18 protein-coding genes and 1 riboswitch are annotated in these 19,117 nt (G+C 41.0%); of the genes, 16 read left to right on the top strand and 2 right to left on the bottom strand.

Translation table 11 applies throughout. The features are described 5' to 3' along the window. From MHH61_RS00500 to MHH61_RS00470, 7 genes are all read left to right on the top strand, one after another. On the top strand, nucleotides 1-1,680 hold the full coding sequence (locus MHH61_RS00500) for a cytochrome c biogenesis protein ResB (protein WP_024422840.1): 1,680 nt from the start codon (nucleotides 1-3) through the stop codon (nucleotides 1,678-1,680). After that, a complete protein-coding gene (gene ccsB / locus MHH61_RS00495) occupies nucleotides 1,664-2,842 on the top strand; it encodes a c-type cytochrome biogenesis protein CcsB (RefSeq protein ID WP_024428071.1) in 1,179 nt (392 codons plus the stop codon). Before MHH61_RS00500 ends, ccsB begins: the two co-directional genes overlap by 17 nt. Before the next feature lie 85 nt (nucleotides 2,843-2,927). Beyond that, nucleotides 2,928-3,650, top strand: coding sequence for a response regulator transcription factor (locus tag MHH61_RS00490; protein WP_003215596.1), 723 nt, complete (start codon nucleotides 2,928-2,930; stop codon nucleotides 3,648-3,650). Beyond that, nucleotides 3,647-5,428: an ATP-binding protein gene (locus MHH61_RS00485; protein ID WP_024422838.1), complete on the top strand. Its 1,782-nt coding sequence runs from the start codon at nucleotides 3,647-3,649 to the stop codon at nucleotides 5,426-5,428. Before MHH61_RS00490 ends, MHH61_RS00485 begins: the two co-directional genes overlap by 4 nt. Nucleotides 5,429-5,631: 203 nt before the next feature. Beyond that, nucleotides 5,632-6,240 (top strand): RNA polymerase sigma factor SigX, encoded by a 609-nt coding sequence (gene sigX, locus MHH61_RS00480; RefSeq protein ID WP_125587279.1) that lies wholly within the window; start codon nucleotides 5,632-5,634, stop codon nucleotides 6,238-6,240. Next, on the top strand, nucleotides 6,152-7,258 hold the full coding sequence (locus tag MHH61_RS00475; RefSeq protein ID WP_125587280.1) for a sigma X negative regulator: 1,107 nt from the start codon (nucleotides 6,152-6,154) through the stop codon (nucleotides 7,256-7,258). The genes sigX and MHH61_RS00475 overlap by 89 nt, the downstream gene beginning before the upstream one ends. Nucleotides 7,259-7,362: 104 nt before the next feature. Next, nucleotides 7,363-8,010: a M23 family metallopeptidase gene (locus MHH61_RS00470; protein ID WP_073206143.1), complete on the top strand. Its 648-nt coding sequence runs from the start codon at nucleotides 7,363-7,365 to the stop codon at nucleotides 8,008-8,010. A 34-nt stretch (nucleotides 8,011-8,044) separates the two neighbouring features. Here MHH61_RS00470 and serA read toward each other — a convergent pair whose 3' ends face one another. Next, nucleotides 8,045-9,619, bottom strand: coding sequence for a phosphoglycerate dehydrogenase (serA, locus tag MHH61_RS00465; RefSeq protein ID WP_024422834.1), 1,575 nt, complete (start codon nucleotides 9,617-9,619; stop codon nucleotides 8,045-8,047). A gap of 287 nt (nucleotides 9,620-9,906) precedes the next feature. Next, nucleotides 9,907-10,037: riboswitch (FMN riboswitch) on the top strand. 183 nt (nucleotides 10,038-10,220) lie between these two features. On the opposite strand from serA, the gene MHH61_RS00460 reads away from it, so the two are divergent. Further along, nucleotides 10,221-10,763 (top strand): ECF transporter S component, encoded by a 543-nt coding sequence (locus MHH61_RS00460; protein WP_029708052.1) that lies wholly within the window; start codon nucleotides 10,221-10,223, stop codon nucleotides 10,761-10,763. A gap of 232 nt (nucleotides 10,764-10,995) precedes the next feature. On the opposite strand, the gene MHH61_RS00455 is transcribed toward MHH61_RS00460, so the two are convergent. Further along, nucleotides 10,996-11,244 (bottom strand): ferredoxin, encoded by a 249-nt coding sequence (locus tag MHH61_RS00455; RefSeq protein WP_008361239.1) that lies wholly within the window; start codon nucleotides 11,242-11,244, stop codon nucleotides 10,996-10,998. 267 nt (nucleotides 11,245-11,511) lie between these two features. Between MHH61_RS00455 and MHH61_RS00450 the strand changes: the two genes are divergently transcribed. From MHH61_RS00450 to MHH61_RS00415, 8 genes are all read left to right on the top strand, one after another. Further along, nucleotides 11,512-12,564: a helix-turn-helix domain-containing protein gene (locus MHH61_RS00450; protein ID WP_024422832.1), complete on the top strand. Its 1,053-nt coding sequence runs from the start codon at nucleotides 11,512-11,514 to the stop codon at nucleotides 12,562-12,564. Beyond that, entirely contained in the window at nucleotides 12,557-14,065 is a 1,509-nt protein-coding gene (locus MHH61_RS00445) for an ATP-dependent DNA helicase RecQ (protein ID WP_125587281.1), read from the top strand. Before MHH61_RS00450 ends, MHH61_RS00445 begins: the two co-directional genes overlap by 8 nt. Continuing rightward, nucleotides 14,062-14,703 carry a CPBP family intramembrane glutamic endopeptidase gene (locus tag MHH61_RS00440; protein ID WP_125587282.1) on the top strand — a complete coding sequence of 214 codons (642 nt, stop codon included), beginning with the start codon at nucleotides 14,062-14,064 and terminating at the stop codon, nucleotides 14,701-14,703. Before MHH61_RS00445 ends, MHH61_RS00440 begins: the two co-directional genes overlap by 4 nt. Further along, nucleotides 14,648-15,433 carry a LysM peptidoglycan-binding domain-containing protein gene (locus MHH61_RS00435; protein ID WP_122631051.1) on the top strand — a complete coding sequence of 262 codons (786 nt, stop codon included), beginning with the start codon at nucleotides 14,648-14,650 and terminating at the stop codon, nucleotides 15,431-15,433. The genes MHH61_RS00440 and MHH61_RS00435 overlap by 56 nt, the downstream gene beginning before the upstream one ends. A gap of 64 nt (nucleotides 15,434-15,497) precedes the next feature. Next, a complete protein-coding gene (locus MHH61_RS00430) occupies nucleotides 15,498-15,953 on the top strand; it encodes a DUF2663 family protein (RefSeq protein WP_087975853.1) in 456 nt (151 codons plus the stop codon). Between the two features lie 86 nt (nucleotides 15,954-16,039). Further along, nucleotides 16,040-16,828, top strand: a complete 789-nt coding sequence (locus MHH61_RS00425; RefSeq protein ID WP_024428079.1) for a metallophosphoesterase — start codon at nucleotides 16,040-16,042, stop codon at nucleotides 16,826-16,828. Between the two features lie 165 nt (nucleotides 16,829-16,993). Beyond that, nucleotides 16,994-17,572, top strand: a complete 579-nt coding sequence (locus tag MHH61_RS00420; protein ID WP_024428080.1) for a genetic competence negative regulator — start codon at nucleotides 16,994-16,996, stop codon at nucleotides 17,570-17,572. Between the two features lie 196 nt (nucleotides 17,573-17,768). Continuing rightward, on the top strand, nucleotides 17,769-19,043 hold the full coding sequence (locus MHH61_RS00415; protein ID WP_007500982.1) for a Glu/Leu/Phe/Val dehydrogenase: 1,275 nt from the start codon (nucleotides 17,769-17,771) through the stop codon (nucleotides 19,041-19,043). Nucleotides 19,044-19,117: the final 74 nt, after the last annotated feature.

The raw sequence follows: 19,117 nt of genomic DNA, 5'->3' as shown, positions 1-19,117 counted from the left end.
ATGAAAGAGGTAAAGTGCGAGTGTGGACATATTAATCCAATCGGTACTGTTCTATGTGAATCATGCGGGAATCCCATTGCGGCTAAAGAGAAAAACTCTTCAAAGCTGCTTGATATGAGATATGACGGCAGTGCAAGACGCTCGCAAACATACAACAAAACGATTGTTGATAAAGTATGGAACTTTTTTTCTTCCGTTAAAGTGGGTGTGTGGCTGATTGTCATTACACTGCTCGCTTCTTCGCTTGGAACGATTTTTCCGCAGGAGCGATTTATTCCGCCAGGTGCATCTGCTTCCACGTATTATGAAGAGCAATATGGATCGTTTGGCAAGCTGTATTACACACTTGGATTCCATGATCTTTATAATTCTTGGTGGTTTTTAGCCCTTGTCGCATCAATCGGAATCTCCCTTGTCATTTGCAGTCTCGACCGCGTTATTCCTCTTTATCGAGCACTCAAAAACCAAGGGGTTATCAAAAAAGAAGGCTTTATGAGAAGACAGCGTCTGTTTAGCGAGACAGACAAAACATTAGATCAGCATACATATGAAGGCATCATAAGAGCAATGAAACAAAAGCGTTACCGCGTGCGAGAAGAAAATGGGCATATTTTAGCCGAAAAAGGACGTTTTTCACGCTGGGGACCTTACGTCAATCACATTGGACTAATCATCTTTCTCATTGGAGCGATGCTCCGGTTTGTCCCGGGCATGTACGTGGATGAAACGCTTTGGGTCAGAGAAGGGGAAACTGCACCAATTCCAGGTACGGATGGTCAATACTTCTTGAAAAATAATGCGTTTTCAATTGATCGCTATGAAACTGGAAATGAAAAAGAAGTGTTTGAGAATGCCATTGAAAAAGCTGGCGACGGTCAAGTGGTGAAAAGCTATAAAACGGATGCCATTTTATACAAACGTGAAGGAGAAGTTGTATTTGGTGAAAAGCCCAAGCTGAAGCAGGTAACAGAACACGATATCAAAGTGAATGAACCGCTCAAGTTTGACAATTTCTCATTATATCAAGTGGATTTTAAACAAAATGAACTCGATCAAATGGTCTTTCAGCTGATTCGTAAAGATACAGAAAAATCTTTCGGTACAGTGAAGATTAATCTGCTGGAGCCTAAGTCAGAATATGATCTTGGTAGCGGTTACAAAGTCAAGGTGATGAGCTATCTGCCTGATTTTTATTTTGACGATGATGGAACGCCGAGTACGAAAACAAGGAATCCGAATAATCCTGCTTTCGTGTTTGAAATGATTTCTCCTGAAAAACCTAAAGGTGAAAAAAGCTTTGTCGCCATTCAAGAGACAGTAGAGGGTTCTGATAACAATCTATATAAAATGAAGTTTGATCGGGTTGAAACGAAAAACGTTACAGGGTTAACAGTTAGAAAGGATTTAACACTTGGCGTGCTCATAGTAGGCGGAATCATCTTCATGATTGGTGTCGTGCAGGGGATGTATTGGCAGCATAGAAGAATCTGGCTGTCGGCAAAGGATGGAAAAGTATTGGTGGCAGGACATACAAACAAAAACTGGTTCGGCTTAAAGTCCGATATTGGAGTGTTACTGAACGGCAGTGGCATCAAACAGCCAGTTGATCAAAAAGAACTGCCTGATACAACAAGTATCAGCAAAAGCAAGGGGGAAGGATTAGATGGCGGCAGTCAGTGAAAATCTGTTATTTGCAGCTTTTCTATTTTATTTAGCGGCAGTTCCTTTTTTTGGTGGTGCCATTAAGGGAAAAAAGAAAGAGGAAGGACCGCGCAGGAATAAGGCGGCACTCATTGGCATTACGCTTACCATCATCGGTTTTTTGAGCCAGTTGGGCTATTTTATTTCAAGATGGATCGCATCTGGCCATGCACCAGTCAGTAATTTGTTTGAGTTCACAACGGCTTTTGGCATGATGCTGGTGCTTGCATTCATCATTTTATATTTTGTGTATCAAGTGTCTGTACTTGGTTTATTCACACTTCCAATCGCTTTATTAATTATTGCCTATGCAAGTATGTTCCCATCAGATATTTCACCGCTGATTCCTTCACTTCAAAGTAATTGGCTTTATATTCACGTGACAACAGCAGCACTTGGCCAAGCCATTTTAGCCATCAGCTTTGTGGCAGGTGTCATCTTTCTATTAAAGCATGTGGATCAAACAAAGCCAGGGAAGAAGACGTTTGGTTTAGAGCTTGTCATGTTTATGATTGTGGTCACACTTGCATTTATCGCTGTTACGTCTATCTTTAGAATGACAGGATATGAAGCGACATTTAATTGGATCGATAAAAATAAAGAAAAAAGTGAGATGGTCTATGAGCTGCCAGCTCTTGTCGGACCTCATAAAGGGGAGCTTGTGACGGAAGATCGTTTGGAACCGTTTGTCGAGCTGCCGCCTGTTTTTTCAGGTAGAAAGGTCAATACGGTGTTATGGTCATTTGGCGTAGGGCTGATCATATACGGACTCATTCGATTGATCATTCGCAAACGGCTGAGCGCACTGCTTCAGCCGCTAGTGAAACAGGTGAACCTAGATTTAGTTGATGAAATTGGGTATAGGGCGGTTTCGATTGGTTTCCCTGTATTTGCGTTAGGCGGGCTGATCTTTGCCATGATCTGGGCGCAAATTGCATGGACTAGGTTTTGGGGCTGGGACCCGAAGGAAGTATGGGCATTGATTACGTTTCTCTTTTATGCTGCCTATCTTCATCTTCGCTTGTCGCGAGGCTGGCATGGTGAAAAGTCCGCATGGCTTGCTGTGATCGGCTTCGCCATTATTATGTTTAATCTCATCTTTGTCAACCTTGTCATTGCGGGGCTTCATTCTTACGCATAATCACAAGGAAAAGCCAACTTTTATGATTCAATTCGGCTTTTTGTTAAAATGAATGTAACAACGGAGAAAGCAGGAGGACTGTCTAATGGAACACACAACTCAAACGAAAATATTAGTCGTAGATGATGAGGCAAGAATTCGCCGCCTTTTAAAAATGTATTTAGAACGTGAAAATTATGAAATCGATGAAGCGGAAAATGGAGATGAGGCGATTCAAAAAGGGCTTCAAACCGATTACGACCTCATTTTGCTCGATTTAATGATGCCTGGTACAGATGGAATCGAAGTGTGTAATCAAATTCGAGACAAAAAAGCGACTCCAATCATTATGCTGACGGCAAAAGGAGAAGAAGCCAACCGCGTTCAAGGATTTGAGGCAGGAACGGATGACTACATTGTCAAACCTTTCAGCCCGCGTGAAGTGGTTTTACGTGTAAAGGCATTGCTCAGAAGATCGTCTCAAACGTCTTATTTGAATACTGGGACAACAACAAAGGATGTTCTTGTGTTTTCTCATCTTTCTATTGACCATGATGCACATAGAGTGACGGCTGATGGCAAAGAAGTCAGCCTCACGCCGAAGGAATATGAGCTTTTATATTTCCTTGCAAAAACACCAGATAAGGTCTATGACAGAGAAAAGCTGCTAAAAGAAGTATGGCAATATGAATTCTTTGGAGACTTACGAACAGTTGATACTCATGTCAAACGACTTCGTGAAAAACTGAATAAAGTGTCACCAGAAGCAGCGAAAAAAATCGTAACTGTATGGGGTGTCGGGTACAAATTTGAGGTCGGCGCTGAATGAAACTGTGGAAAAGTGTTGTAGGAAAGCTATGGTTAACCATTCTTTTCCTCGTCCTGATCGTTTTATCTATTTTAACTGTGCTTCTTTTAGAGTTCATTGAGAATTATCATGTAGAAGAAGCAAAATCTGATTTAACACAAATGGCAAACAAAGTAGCTGTCATTTTAGAAAGCCATGAGGATCAATCGCTTGCAAGATCGATTACATCAGAGCTCGCTGACAAATTGACAAGTATTGCGATCATCCAAGAGGACGGGCTAGAGTGGTATTCGTCTGAAAAAGACGGGAAGCTTCCTGCGATTACAAAGAAACAAATTGAAGCAGACAGCGATTTAAATCAAGCACTGAAAGATCGTAAAAAAATCAGTAAACGTGCAGAACCTGATGCAGGCAATCAAAAAGATGAACGGATTGTAGTCGGTGTTCCATATGAGGCGAACGGAAAAAAAGGCATGGTCTTTCTTTCTCAGTCACTCCTCGCTGTAGAACAAACAACGAAACATACGACACGCTACATCTTTTTAGCCGCCGGAATTGCGATTGTACTGACCACTATATTCGCTTTCTTCTTGTCAACACGTGTCACCTATCCTCTCAGAAAGATGAGAGAGGGTGCACAAGATTTGGCGAAAGGGAAATTTGATACAAAGATTCCTATTTTAACGCAAGATGAAATTGGAGAACTGGCGATCGCCTTTAATCAAATGGGGAAGCAGCTTAAATTCCATATCACAGCCTTAAATCAAGAAAAAGAACATTTATCTAATATTTTAAGCAGTATGGCTGATGGCGTCATCACCATCAATATTGATGGAACGATCTTGATGACAAATCCTCCAGCAGAACGATTTTTACAGGCATGGTATTACGAGCAAAATATGAAGATCAAAGATGGAGATGAACTGCCGCCAGAAGCGCGCGAGCTATTTCATACAGCTGTCAGTACAGAAAAAGAGCAAATGATCGAAGTTACGCTGCAAGGGCGTACCTGGGTTCTTCTTATGTCTCCGCTGTATAATCAGCAGGATGTCAGGGGAGCAGTTGCAGTCCTTCGTGATATGACGGAGGAACGAAGACTTGATAAGCTGAGAAAAGATTTCATTGCCAATGTCAGTCATGAACTTCGTACACCAATTGCCATGCTGCAAGGGTACAGTGAGGCAATTGTAGATGATATTGCAGGATCAGAAGAGGAAAAGAAAGAGATTGCGCAAATTATCTATGATGAATCACTTCGAATGGGACGTCTTGTGAATGATCTTCTAGATCTAGCGAGAATGGAAGCAGGTCATATTACACTGAATCTTGAATCAACAGATACGGAAGAGCTGACAGAGAAGATTTACCGTAAGTTTCTCGGGATTGCGAAAGAAAAACAAATCGACCTTACGTATGATATTCAAGTGGCTGAACCGTACTTTGTATTCGATCCAGATAAGATTGAGCAAGTGTTTACGAATCTCATTGATAATGCCATTCGTCATACACCAGAGGGCGGCGAGGTTCACTTCTCGGTTCAATCGGTGGAGAACGGACTGAAAATGGATGTAAAAGATTCGGGGAGCGGAATTCCCGAAGAGGATCTGCCCTTTATTTTCGAACGCTTCTATAAAGCCGATAAAGCAAGGACAAGAGGACGTTCTGGTACTGGACTTGGCCTTGCGATTGTGAAGAACATCGTCGAGGCACATCAAGGCTCTATACATGCTCATAGCAAAGCGGGTGCAGGTACACACTTCACATTCTATATTCCGAGAAAAAAGCAGGAACTCGTCTAATCTTGACGAAGAATCTTGTTACATGAGAAACACTTCTTTTCGTAAAGAAAATGAAGTGTTTTTTCTATTTTCAAATTTTTAAGGAGAAGTTAAACAAAAAGCCCTTTCCAAACTGTCGAACTTGTAATATATTTGTCATAAAGTTGTAATGTAACGTTTTATAAGAGTCACTCGACAAAAATAAGTGAACGGAGGGGTTTCCTATGCATGAAACCTTTCAAAAAATATATGATTCGTACCATCAAGATTTGTACCAGTTTTTATTTTACATGGTTAAAGATAAAAATCAGGCAGAGGATCTCGTACAGGAGGTTTACATTCGGGTACTTCACTCATATAAAACTTTTGAAGGAAGAAGCAGCGAGAAAACATGGCTGTTTTCAATTGCAAGGCATGTGGCGATTGACTGGTTTCGCAAGCAGCAAACCATTAGACAACGGGTACTCGGCACGTTTGATTGGGATAAGCAGGATGTAAAAGACCCAGACTTGCTCCCAGACGAACTGGCTGTACAGGATGAAAATACTAAAGAAATTTATGCCGCGCTTGATCACTGCACGATTGATCAAAGAGCTGTCATCATTTTAAGGTTTATCCAGGGCTACTCAATCATGGAGACGGCAAAGGCGCTAAAGTTCTCGGAAAGCAAAGTCAAAACAACGCAGCACCGAGGCCTGAAAGTGCTCCGAAAACATATGGAGCTTTTGAAGGAGGAGCTAGTGAATGAAAACGAACAGGTCCGATTGGAGCGAAGAACGAATCAAAGTGTTACTAAGTCAGCTTCCAAAGGTGGAGGACAACCGTTCATCTAAGCAGATATACCAGCAGGTGCTGATGGCAAGCGGGAAGAAAAAGAAAAGTGTCAAATGGATCGGTCCAGCGGTGGCAACCGTTGTGGTTTTATTTATGGCGTTTTTAATTTCTCCTCATTTATTTCAGCCGGCTGCTCAAGAACAGCATCAACAGATGAAAATGGAATCAAGTGCTGACAAAGGACAGGCAAATGCCACATTAGAGCCGGTCAAACAGGCAAATGGTACCACACACGTTGTTTCTCATGAAGACAAGCAAAAGTATATGACGGTTGCATACATAGATGAATCGACATCTCAAGTGGTTCCCATAAGTATTGAAAAAGAGAATGAACATGGCCATTTGCAGGAAATGATGAACACATATGAACAGGTGCAGCTGCCTGAAATGACAAAGCCTCTTCAATCTTATCTTGAGATGGTGGACCTTCGTGAAAATGGGAATACACTTGTTTTTCAGTTAAAAAATGATTTGTCCCTTGATACGATAAAGGAAGCCAATCGATTTAAAGATATGGTAAAAGAAACGCTCAAATGGAGCAGGTATAAACAAGTGGAGGTCAGGTCAGTTAAAGGTTCTCATCTTCAATTAGGGACTAGCAGCTTTGGCACGATATCAATTGATAAACAAACGAAGAAAGCTTATTACGTGTTAGAAAATAAGAGCGGGACTTTTTTGGTGCCCTCAAAAACACATTATTCTACTTATGAAGATGCGGTAGAGGCCATGAAACGCACGAGTGATTCTGGACTTAAACCATTAATTAAAGAAGAACCCATTAAAGAAGTGACATCAAAAGGTAAGCATGTAACCATCACGTTTGGAGCATCAGCGCAATTATCGGACTCAATTGATCATACTCTACTCATTGAAGGTCTGCTGCTCACAGCGAAAGATTTTGGTTTTACAGATGTCACCATTCAATATGCAGGAACAGATCAAGTAGGACCATATGAATTAAATGAACCAATAGAGGTGCCGGCTCTGCCGAATCCAGTTGTCATCAAAGAACGTTAAAGGACGCAAGCATTTCATTGCGTTCTTTTTTGATGTATAGAAAATGGTCTTCTTGCTGTATACTAAGCTGTCATGAAAAGAACCTCAAAGAAGGGGAGTCACTGATGAAAAGGTATTGCTTCATAGGTGCCAGCTGTTTTTTGCTCTTGATCTTAGCGCCATTTGCCCATGCACAGAAGACAACCGAATGGGTGGAACCAGTGAAAGGAGAAGTCACTGACTTGTTTGGGACAAGGGGCGGCTCGCATAAGGGATTAGATATAGCTGCGCCAGAAGGAGAATCCATTTTTGCTGCAAGTGAAGGTGTGGTCACGCGTTCGTATGTATCGGCTACATATGGAGAAGTTGTATTTATTCAGCATCCAAACGGATACGAAACTGTCTATGCTCATTTACACGAGCGTTTTGTGAAAAAGGGTGACCATGTACAAGCGGGACAGCCAATTGGTATAATTGGCAACACAGGGGCCTCCAGAGGCACACATTTGCATTTTGAAGTACATCGTGGCAATTGGTCAGTGAGCAAAGAGGATGCAATAGATCCGCTCAAAATGATTGCTGTGGAACGCTTCCGAGAGCCGGCTCTTCATGTAAATGGACATGAAAAAAATACATATGTCATTAAACAAGGGGATACCCTTTGGTCGATAGCAAAGGCGCATGAAATGACTGTGGAACAATTGAAAAAGATCAATGAGCTGACCACTCACCTCATTCGAACAGGAGACCGTTTAATGGTTTCAACTAAATAAACCTCATGCAAAGCATGAGGTTTATCACTGTTTTTTATAGGTCAATCAGGCGGACAGAAAGAATATCCTGCACTTCAGTTAATTTTTTGACAATTTCGTCCTCTAGATGCTTGTCGAAAGAAAGCATCATAATGGCTTCGCCGCCTTTTTCTTTACGTCCTACCTGCATTGTTGCGATGTTGACATCATGGTCGCCTAAAATCTGTCCAACCTTTCCAATCACACCAGGTGCATCTGTATGCTGGATGTAGACAAGGTGTCCATCTGGGTAAAAATCAATATTAAAGCCATTAATAGAAACGACGCGTTCCCCTAAATGTGGAATGTAAGTCGCTTTAAGAGTAAAGGTTGAAAGATCACCTTTGACTTCAATAGAAATACTGTTTTCGTAACCAGATTCGCTGGAAGAAATTTTTTCACTAAAGCTAATGCCTCGTTCTTTTGCGACCATTCCAGCATTTACTTCATTCACAGTCGAATCAACACGCTCTTTTAAAAAGCCTGACAGGAGACTCTTTGTGATAAAGGATGTTTCGAGTTTTGAAATAGAGCCTTCATAAGAAATGCCTACCTCTTTTACAGGTTCTCTCATGGATTGAGAGACAAGACGTCCAAGTTTCCCTGCAAATTGATGATAAGGCTGAATCTTTTTGAACTCGTCTTTTGTCATCGCTGGTAGATTAATAGATGACATGACAGGAAGGCCTTTTGCAAATTGAAGGACTTCTTCAGATACTTGCGCCGCTACATTTAATTGTGCTTCTTTTGTAGAGGCACCAAGATGCGGAGTTGCAATGACGTGTGGATGATCCACAAGCGGATTATCAGTTGGAGGTTCTACCTCGAATACATCGAGTGCAGCTCCTGCGACATGGCCGCTTTCAAGTGCCTCAAGAAGGTCAGCTTCGTCAATAATGCCGCCGCGCGCACAGTTTACAAGGCGAACACCTTTTTTCGTTTTTGCAATCGTTTCTTTATTGAGAAGTCCTCTTGTTTCTTTTGTTAATGGCGTATGTACAGTAATGATATCTGATACTTCGAGTACTTCATCAAGTGATTTCGCATTGACGCCAATTTTTTCTGCACGTTCTTTTGTGAGAAATGGGTCAAACACGTTGACTGTCATGCCAAATGCTCTTGCACGCTGGGCGATTTCACTTCCGATTCTGCCTAAGCCGACAATCCCAAGAGATTTTCCGTAAAGCTCAGCACCAACATATGCACCTCTGTTCCATTCTTTTGATTTGACAGAAATATTGGCCTGCGGAATATGACGCATAAGTGATGAAATCATAGCGAACGTATGCTCAGCTGTCGAGATTGTATTACCGTTTGGTGCATTGATTACAATGACGCCATGCTTGGTCGCTTCATCAATGTCAATATTGTCTACTCCGACACCGGCACGGCCGACAATTTTTAATGAAGTCATTTTTTCATAAAGCTCTTTCGTTACTTTTGTGGCACTTCTGACAAGTAAGGCATCAAACGTGTGTAATTCATCTTCTGCTTCTGCTACATTTTTTTGGACAATTTCAACAAAATCTGATTCTAAAAGTGGTAGAAGACCATCATTGCTCATCTTATCTGAGACTAATACTCGAAACATCGTAAGATTTCCTCCTAAAATAAACGTCATAAATATCTGATAATTTACCATATTCCTTTTCACTGTGTCAATCAAATTAAAGCAGTAAAGTGAAAAAGAAAACACGAACATTTCTTTGTGTCTTTATAAAGAATGAACACCTTTAAACAAAAGATAACCAATTTTTGCGCATTTGTCATTAGAATTTTTGTGTTTTTTACGATTTCTTAAAACTGATGAATTTGCTCAGGATTTTTATCTGTACAAATGCTCATATATCATATATAATGATGTCGAATTGAATAATGATCAATCTTCGGGGCAGGGTGCAATTCCCTACCGGCGGTGATGAGCATAGTCTCTAAGCCCGCGAGCCTTTTTGGCAGGATTCGGTGTGATTCCGAAGCCGACAGTATAGTCTGGATGGGAGAAGATGGAGGTTCATAAACGTTGAAAACATTGATGTTCACACGTTTATTTGTCTAGCCCAATTTCCCCGCTCCTGTTTTCAAGGGCGGTTTTTTTGTGGCTAAAATGGAACAATCCTCTTTTCGAAAGATTTGATCGAAAAGGAGAGAGAATATTGAATCAAAGTAAAGTAAAGCGTTTAGTCGTAATCAGTATGCTTAGCAGTATTTCATTTGTTTTAATGTTATTAAACTTCCCGTTCCCTGGGCTTCCAGGATATTTGAAAATTGATTTCAGCGATATTCCAGCGATTATTGCGATTTTAATTTATGGGCCGGGTGCAGGTATTGCTGTTGAGGCGTTAAAAAATGTACTGCATTATCTCATTCATGGCAGTATGTCTGGTGTACCTGTTGATCAAGTAGCGAACTTTACAGCAGGCGTATTGTTCATTTTACCAGTGGCCTTCATTTTCAAAAAAATCAAATCGGCAAAGGGAATTGTATGGTCTATGTTCTTGGGTACAGTGCTTATGACTGTGATGATGAGTATTTTAAATTACTTCCTGTTTCTGCCGGCTTACACATGGTTTTTAAATGCACCTCAACTTTCGGATAATATGCTCAAGGCGACGATAACAGCAGGGATATTGCCTTTTAATCTTATTAAAGGCATCATCATTACCATCGTGTTTAGCCTCATTTTTGTGAAAATGCGTCCATGGTTTGAAAATAAACGCCGACTTCAAAATAGTTAATATAAAAAAAGCCCCTGTATAAGGGGCTTTTAGATTGTTGACAAAGAGCTAAAATGATCTTTATTTTAGCTCTTTGTCTTCTTTTCAGCGTGATAGAAAACCTTTGCAGTCTAGGAAGGACGAGTACCGGAGCGGAGCGAATTGAATATTCGTGAGCACTGGAGCGCAGACCTGACACCGAATGCGAGGGTTTGTTTACATGCTGAAAGCCCCTGCATAAGGGGCTTTTATACTATTCATGCTTAAGCGGGTCACCATCGAAAGATTCGTCCGCAACTTTGATTGAATCTGTTGGACATCCTTCAAATGCATCAAGCATATCTTCTTCAAGTACCTCTGGAACTTCTACAGTCCCTTGGTTGTCATCAAGCGTAACAAATGCAATGCCTTCATCATCATAATCATAAATGTCTGGAGCAGCTGCACCGCATGCGCCGCAAGCAATACATGTGTCTTTGTCTACAATTGTATATTTTGCCATGTTAAAAAAATACCTCCCAGATTGTTCGATGGAACAAATGGTCTAACCTTTTTAGTTTCACCGATAAAAAACAATTTCCTCAAACCTTATTGTAATGATTTTAATTTCACATTTCAACTGTAAAGTGATTGAGAATGCTTATCACATAAGGGTTTGTTCATAACTTTCCCCCACAAATTGAGTTTAAACATTTCTTCTTCTATGAAATCTGTTAAAATAAAGGGAGAAAATATTCGAATTTTGTCAGGAAGACAGGTGCTTTGGCGAATGACTCTTCATTACTTGGATGTCATGTTAATGGACAGCGTATATAAATTGAACGGCGAACGCTCCATAAGTGCTGTCTACCATCTTTTTAAAGGAAAAAAATCATCACAAACCATACAGGATGCCAGTTTGTTTCAGCTTTCAAAGTATTTCGGCTGTTACCCGGGGTTTACGAGGGATCAGCTGAATCGCTCTACTATAAAGCTTGACGAAAAGCACTACATCAAAAAAACAGGGGAGACATTCATTGTTACAGATGCAGGACAGCAAATGCTAAACCAGTATTTCTCAGAAAAACCGATGCCCGCTTATTTTCATGGTGCCAAATATCATGATAAAGCAAAGGTGTTATGGATGAGGCTCTCGTTACTTGTACAAGTGCTGTCTCACCATCTGGCTGGATCGCATCAATATGTCCCAATACAAAGAGATGTATCTGTACAGAGCTGGACGAAATCCTTCTTAAAACAGCATCACGAGAAGAATAAGCTATCGGAAGAGCTGCATCATGAACTCGAAAAGCTCCTTAGCCGTATAAGTGATCAAGAGGCGCTGATATTTGTTTATTCATTGACCTCAAATGAAAGAATTGGGCGTACGTATCAGCAAATGGCAGAGTGGCTAAAAGAAGATGTGTGGTATGTGTACCTGCTTTTTTGGAATGTCCTCCATTATTTTATTCATGCTGCCCAAAAAGGTGAGGCGCAGCTCATGCAAAAGCTCGTAGGTGACCTTGAATTCAAACGCGTGCTGACAACCTCTACGCACAAAACGCTCGAGCTTGTGCAAAAAGGCTTTGATATTGATCAAATTGCTCACATTCGCTCTTTAAAAAAGGCAACGATCGAAGACCATATTGTCGAGCTTTCCATACATGAACCGAGCTTCTCAATAGAGCCGTATGTGAGCGAAGAACAGCAGCAGGCCATTCATGCAGTAGCCAGAGAGCTTCAAACAAATAAGATGAAGCTGATTAAAGAAAAACTCGAACATCCATTTACTTATTTTCAAATACGATTGGCTCTGACAAGGATGGTGAAAGCAAATGGATAAGCTTCATCAGACGCTCATGCGATATTTTGGTTACGACTCATTTAAAACGGGTCAAGAGGACATTATTCAAAGTGTACTGAATCAAAAGGATACGGTGGCCATGCTGCCTACTGGCGGCGGGAAATCCATCTGCTATCAAATTCCCGGCTATATGACAGATGGATTAGTTCTCATTATTTCGCCGCTGTTATCGCTTATGGAGGATCAAGTCGAACGAATGAAAATGCGCGGAGAAAAACGAGTGGCGGCACTGAACAGCACATTGTCTTTTCAGGAGAGACGACATATTATTCGGCATTTGCCATCATATAAATTTTTATTCGTCGCCCCTGAGGCATTAATGTCAGAGGTGCTGCTAGAACAGCTCAAATCGATGCATATTGGTCTGTTCGTTGTCGATGAAGCCCATTGTATATCCGAATGGGGGCATGATTTCCGTCCGGAATATTCCAAGCTGGGAGAATGGAGAGAAGCGTTAGGTCATCCTGTCGCCTTAGCACTGACGGCAACTGCAACAAAACAAACGCTAAAAGATACCGTACAAACGTTAAGATTGCAGCATCCAGACTTTCATATCCATTCTGTCAACCGGCCAAACATCGCTTTAGTCAAAGAAGCGCACGAAACGAAAGAAGCAAAAGAAAAACGGGCTATTGAGCTTGTTGAATATCTGCAAGGCCCCGGTCTGATTTATTGTCCAACCCGGCAAATGACAGAAGATATGGCGCTCATTATGAAACAAAAAACCCATCAGCGTGTAGAGTATTACCATGGCGGGATGGATGCAGGAGACCGTATGCTTATTCAGCAGCAATTTATCAGCGGACAGCTTGATCTTATTTGTTGTACAAGTGCTTTTGGAATGGGAATTGATAAAGCAGATATACGATTTGTTATTCATATGAGCCCGCCGCAGTCAATTGAAGCATTTATGCAGGAAATTGGAAGAGCAGGACGGGACGGGAAAAAGAGTGTCAGCATTCTTTTATATACAGAAGAGGATGCGGATATTCAACAGCATTTAATACAAGCAGAGGGCTTTGATGAGCCAGAAATTGATTTCTTCTTAGCCAGGCTGACACAAATGCAGACAAATGATGAAAAGAAATTACGTGAACAATTGATGGAATCAGGGCTTCAGGAGACACGTGCAAGAATGCTGATCCATTATTACAGGATGTATCAGTCTGACGAGCCGCGTGTGCTGCTGATGAAACTGAAAGAGAAATTGCAGGACAGACAAACAGAAAAACTGAGAAAAGTGTGGCAATTTAAGGAGCGGATCACAGATCATGGCTGCTTTAGACAATCTCTGTTATCATACTTTTACGAACAGCTTGATCAACCAGAGAGCGCATTCTCTGGCAGCTGCTGCTCTTCTTGCGGACTTGACCTGTCTGATTATGAAAAAAAAGATCAACCATTGGAGCTGAATGAAATGAAACACTGGAAGACCGTGCTGGATCGTATGTTTCATCTGACAAAAGAGGCGCAGCATTGATTGAACAACATCGCCGGATCATCGAAAAATTAACCGATCGACAAGTGGTAGAACAGCTGTATTTCACGCAGCTGCTGATGCTGGTCATTTCCTTTTTACTAGGTATATTTATGTTCGATCATTGGACAGATTTCACATCTCTTTGGGAGATCCAAGATGCGCGGATACTGTCTTATGGAATTGGCGGCGCTGCGGTTGTGATCATTGTGGATGCGATTGTCATGAAGGTGTTTCCTGCTCATATGTATGATGATGGCGGATTAAATGAAAAAATGTTCAAAAACCGCAGCATCCCGCATATTGTTTGGTTAACACTGCTCATCGCCTTTTCAGAGGAAATTCTATTCAGAGGGATCGTCCAGCAGCAATTTGGACTGGAAATTGCCAGTATTGTGTTTGCGCTCCTTCACTTTCGCTACTTATCAAAAATACTCTTGTTTATCCTTGTGGTTTCTATTAGTATTTTTTTAGGACTTTTATACGAGTGGACGGGGAATTTATTTGTTCCTGTCATGACCCATTTTGTCATTGACTTAGTCTTTGCTTGTCAAATTCGTTTGAAATATAGGGGGAGGGATGAACATGGAAGAAATGTCGAGAATGAAGAGAAAGAAGGAGCAGCTGACAAACATCCATGACGATGATGTTGAGAAGATTTTTGAAGAAGAAGTTGAGCCTTCAGATGACTCTCACTTTCCTACACGAGAAGATTTCCATGAATATAAAAAGCAGCGCACGAAAAAGGTGCGCAATCCATTGTTTACAACACTGGCTATTATCTTTCCTATTATTGTCGTCACGGTGTTCTTCCTTTTGATTTACTACACATCAAAGGAAATCAACCATAATAATAATCAAGATGTATATAATATTGATTCTACATCAAGTGCTGACACAGACCCAGTCCCGTCAGCACTTGCCGAAACAAAAAATGACTCAAGCGCTGATAAAGCAGATGCATCTGATGATGAGAAGCAAAAGAAAGAGGAAGAAAAACAGCGATCGAAAGAAAAAGCTGAACAGAAGAAAAAAGAAAAAGCTGCTAAAGAAAAAGAAGAGCGTGAACAAGCAGCGAAAGAAAAAGAACGCGAGAGAGCTGAAGCTGCCAAAAAGCGTGAACAGCAGCAGCTAGCCTTGCAAAAGCAGCAGGAAGAGAAAAAAAGAAAAGAAGCCGAAGAGAAAAAGAAGCAGGAAGAAAAGCCAGTCCGTGTCGTGCAGCACACTGTTGGTCCAGAGGAAAACCTGTATCGAATTTCAATGAAGTATTACAAAAACCGTTCGGGTGAAGAGAAAATTAGAGCCTATAATCACTTAAAAGGTAACAGCGTATACAGTGGTCAAGTGCTGAATATTCCACTAGAAAACTAATCACCTGACATGAATGGAGAAGCTCGCACATACATATGTAGAAAAAAGGGACAGGGTGTATGTGATGACATTGCACACAATCAGCCGATATATGGATCAGCCGACACAGAAAATGATGGAAACATTGATCAAAAGAAAGCATAAATATGAGGGTTTTGCCAAGCAGTGCAAAAGATGGCAATGGACAGCCCTTCTATCGCTGGCCATTCTTTTGTTTTATTTTGTGATTACGGCAAATGCGGGAGGCGGCTCGCTTCAGCCGGAAGCCATGATTGCCACACTGCTTGGTCATGAAGTATTTCTGTTTTGGATCATGGCCGAGGTCTTTGCTTTTTACGCATCTTATTACTATAAGAAAAAAGAAGAAAAGGCTGAGGATGAATATCATCGGCTTAGATGTGAAATTATACAAAAAAGCACAGATTTATGGCCGCAGTCAAATCAGTGGAAAGAGCGCGAGACGGTTTTTCACTATATGCAGAAACAGTATGACATTAATCTCTATTATGAAAGTAAATAAATGAGAAAAAAGACGTTTAACAGTTGAAACGTCTTTTTTCTTTCAAGCGTCTTATGAAAGAAAGATACGTAAGGGAGCCATTTGTGATGAAATATGCCATCGGATTTACTGCCGCCATTGCGGCTGTTACAACAGGTGTGTGTGTAACGGCAAAAATGGTGAAAACGGCAAAACAAAACAACATCAAAAAGCATTATTTTACAATAGAAACACTTCAATCAGACCGGCCTGCTGTCATTTTCTTTATTTCTGATACACACAGACGTCTCATCAGTGACACTTTATTAGCAGAAATCAGACAGGAAGAGCCAGATGTGATTATGATTGGCGGAGATTTAGCAGAAAAAGGTGTGCCCTACGCAAGGATTGAAGAAAATGTGAAACGTTTATCAAGAATTGCGCCGGTTTATTTTGTTTGGGGAAATAATGATCATGAGCTGCACCAGCAAAGGTTTAAAGAAATTCTTCATGCATACGATGTCACGACTTTGCAAAATGAAACGGCTGTATGGAATTTCGAAGGCCAGCGAATCAAAATCGGAGGAATTGATGATATTCGGCTTGAAAAAGCAGATTATGAAGCCATACGGCCTGAGTTTGTAAAAGATGATGTCAATATTCTCTTATCACACAATCCAGATGTGCATCATTTGATGAGTGAAGAAGAGGGAATCGACCTTGTCCTGAGCGGTCATACGCATGGGGGACAGATCCGAATTGGGAAATTTGGTCCATATGAAAAAGGAAGAACAGGCCAGGTCAAAGGTGCGTTCTTTCTCATTAGTAATGGCTACGGGACCACAAAAATTCCCATGCGTCTCGGAGCAGAACCAGAAACCCATCTGATCTATTTAATGCCTCTAAAAACGCGTTAACTTGCGACACCCTCAATATTTTCCATAAAAGTCACCGTAAGCATAGCTTCATGCTTGTCTTCCGTCTTGACACAGTGTAAACTGAATACAAAATTAAGAACCTATGACTCATCATCTCATATACTACAGTATGATGTGTGTTTAGAAGAGGCAGGAGGGAACGTTATGCGACTGGAGCGTCTGAATTATAATAAAATCAAAATTTTTCTCACACTAGATGACCTGACAGACCGTGGTCTTACGAAAGAAGACCTTTGGAAAGATTCGTTCAAAGTCCATCAGCTGTTTAAAGACATGATGAACGAAGCGAATCAGGAGCTCGGTTTTGAAGCGAATGGACCGATTGCTGTTGAAGTATTTTCTCTTCAGGCGCAGGGGATGGTCGTCATTGTCACAAAGAGTCAGCAGGAAGATGCTGATGATGAGTTTGATGAAGATTACATTGAGATGCAAGTCAAGCTCGACGAGAGTAAGCATGTGCTCTATCAATTTGCCTCGTTTGAAGATGTGATTCAACTGTCCCATAGTTTAAGTCGTATTGGACTTTTAGGGGGTACAGTTTACCATTATGAAGGTCAATATTATCTCAGCCTGGATGATGTTGGAGAATTATCTGCTGATACAGTCATTTCGATTTTAGCAGAGTTTGGTTCACCTACGACACTCACCATTCACCGGCTAAAAGAATATGGAAAAGTGATCATGCAAGAAGATGCTGTGAAAACGATTCAAATGTATTTTTAATCACTTTTTTCTATTATATTTAATACTGTTGTGATGAAACAACAGTATTTTTTTATATCCTTTTTTATATTTATAAACGCTGATATTTTATTTTGATAAAAAACGCTTTTTACCTTTGCTTTACCAGTACGAAGGTGTATACTATTGCTTGAAAGGGAGCAGTAGATCATGAAAGATTTCTAGGGGGTTTATTTTAATGGCAGCCGATCAAAACGCCGCTCATAACGCAGAAGATAAGCTAGATGTTTTAAAGTCAACTCAAACCGTCATACATAAAGCGCTTGACAAATTAGGGTATCCGCAGGAAGTGTATGAATTGCTGAAGGAGCCAATTCGTCTATTAACGGTCAAAATTCCAGTACGTATGGACGATGGATCGGTGAAAATTTTCACTGGTTACCGTGCACAGCACAATGATGCTGTCGGTCCAACAAAAGGCGGAATCCGCTTCCACCCGAACGTTACGGAAAAAGAAGTAAAAGCGCTTTCAATTTGGATGAGTTTAAAATGTGGAATTGTGGATCTTCCTTATGGCGGAGGAAAAGGCGGTATTATCTGTGATCCAAGAGAAATGTCATTCAGAGAGCTTGAAAAACTAAGCCGCGGCTATGTTCGCGCCATCAGTCAAATTGTTGGACCAACAAAAGATGTTCCAGCACCAGACGTGTTTACGAACTCTCAAATTATGGCATGGATGATGGATGAATATTCTAGAATTGATGAATTTAACTCGCCAGGATTTATTACAGGAAAACCAATTGTTCTTGGAGGATCACACGGACGTGATACTGCAACAGCAAAAGGTGTGACGATCTGCATCAAAGAAGCGGCGAAGAAAAAAGGAATTGACATTAACGGAGCTCGTGTTGTCGTACAGGGATTCGGAAATGCAGGAAGCTACTTAGCTAAATTCATGTATGATGCTGGAGCAAAAATCGTAGGGATTTCAGATGCATACGGCGGATTATACGATGAAGATGGTCTAGACATTGACTACTTGCTTGACCGACGTGACAGCTTTGGAACCGTCACTAAACTATTTAACGATACAATTACAAACCAAGAGCTGCTTGAGCTGGATTGTGATATCTTAGTACCTGCAGCCATTGAAAACCAAATCACAGAAGATAATGCGGCAAACATTAAAGCCAAAATTGTCGTAGAAGCAGCAAACGGTCCAACGACACTGGAAGGAACCAAAATTCTTTCAGATCGTGGTGTACTGCTTGTTCCAGACGTGCTTGCGAGTGCGGGTGGTGTAACTGTTTCTTACTTTGAATGGGTTCAGAATAACCAAGGGTTCTACTGGACTGAAGAAGAAGTTGAAACTCGTTTAGAAGATATGATGGTGAAATCATTTAATAATATTTATGAAATGGCGCAAAACCGCCGAATTGATATGCGTCTTGCTGCATATATGGTCGGTGTACGTAAAATGGCTGAAGCTTCTCGATTCAGAGGCTGGATTTAAGCGGCTGATTTGCATCGCGCCTTAAAATCTCCTATCCTTAAATAGGAGATTTTTTTATGGAATGGAACAAAGAA

It is taken from the genome of Bacillus sp. FSL K6-3154, from assembly GCF_040869395.1.
Taxonomy (GTDB): domain Bacteria; phylum Bacillota; class Bacilli; order Bacillales; family Bacillaceae; genus Bacillus; species Bacillus safensis.
This window is presented reverse-complemented; position numbering and strand designations above follow the sequence as displayed.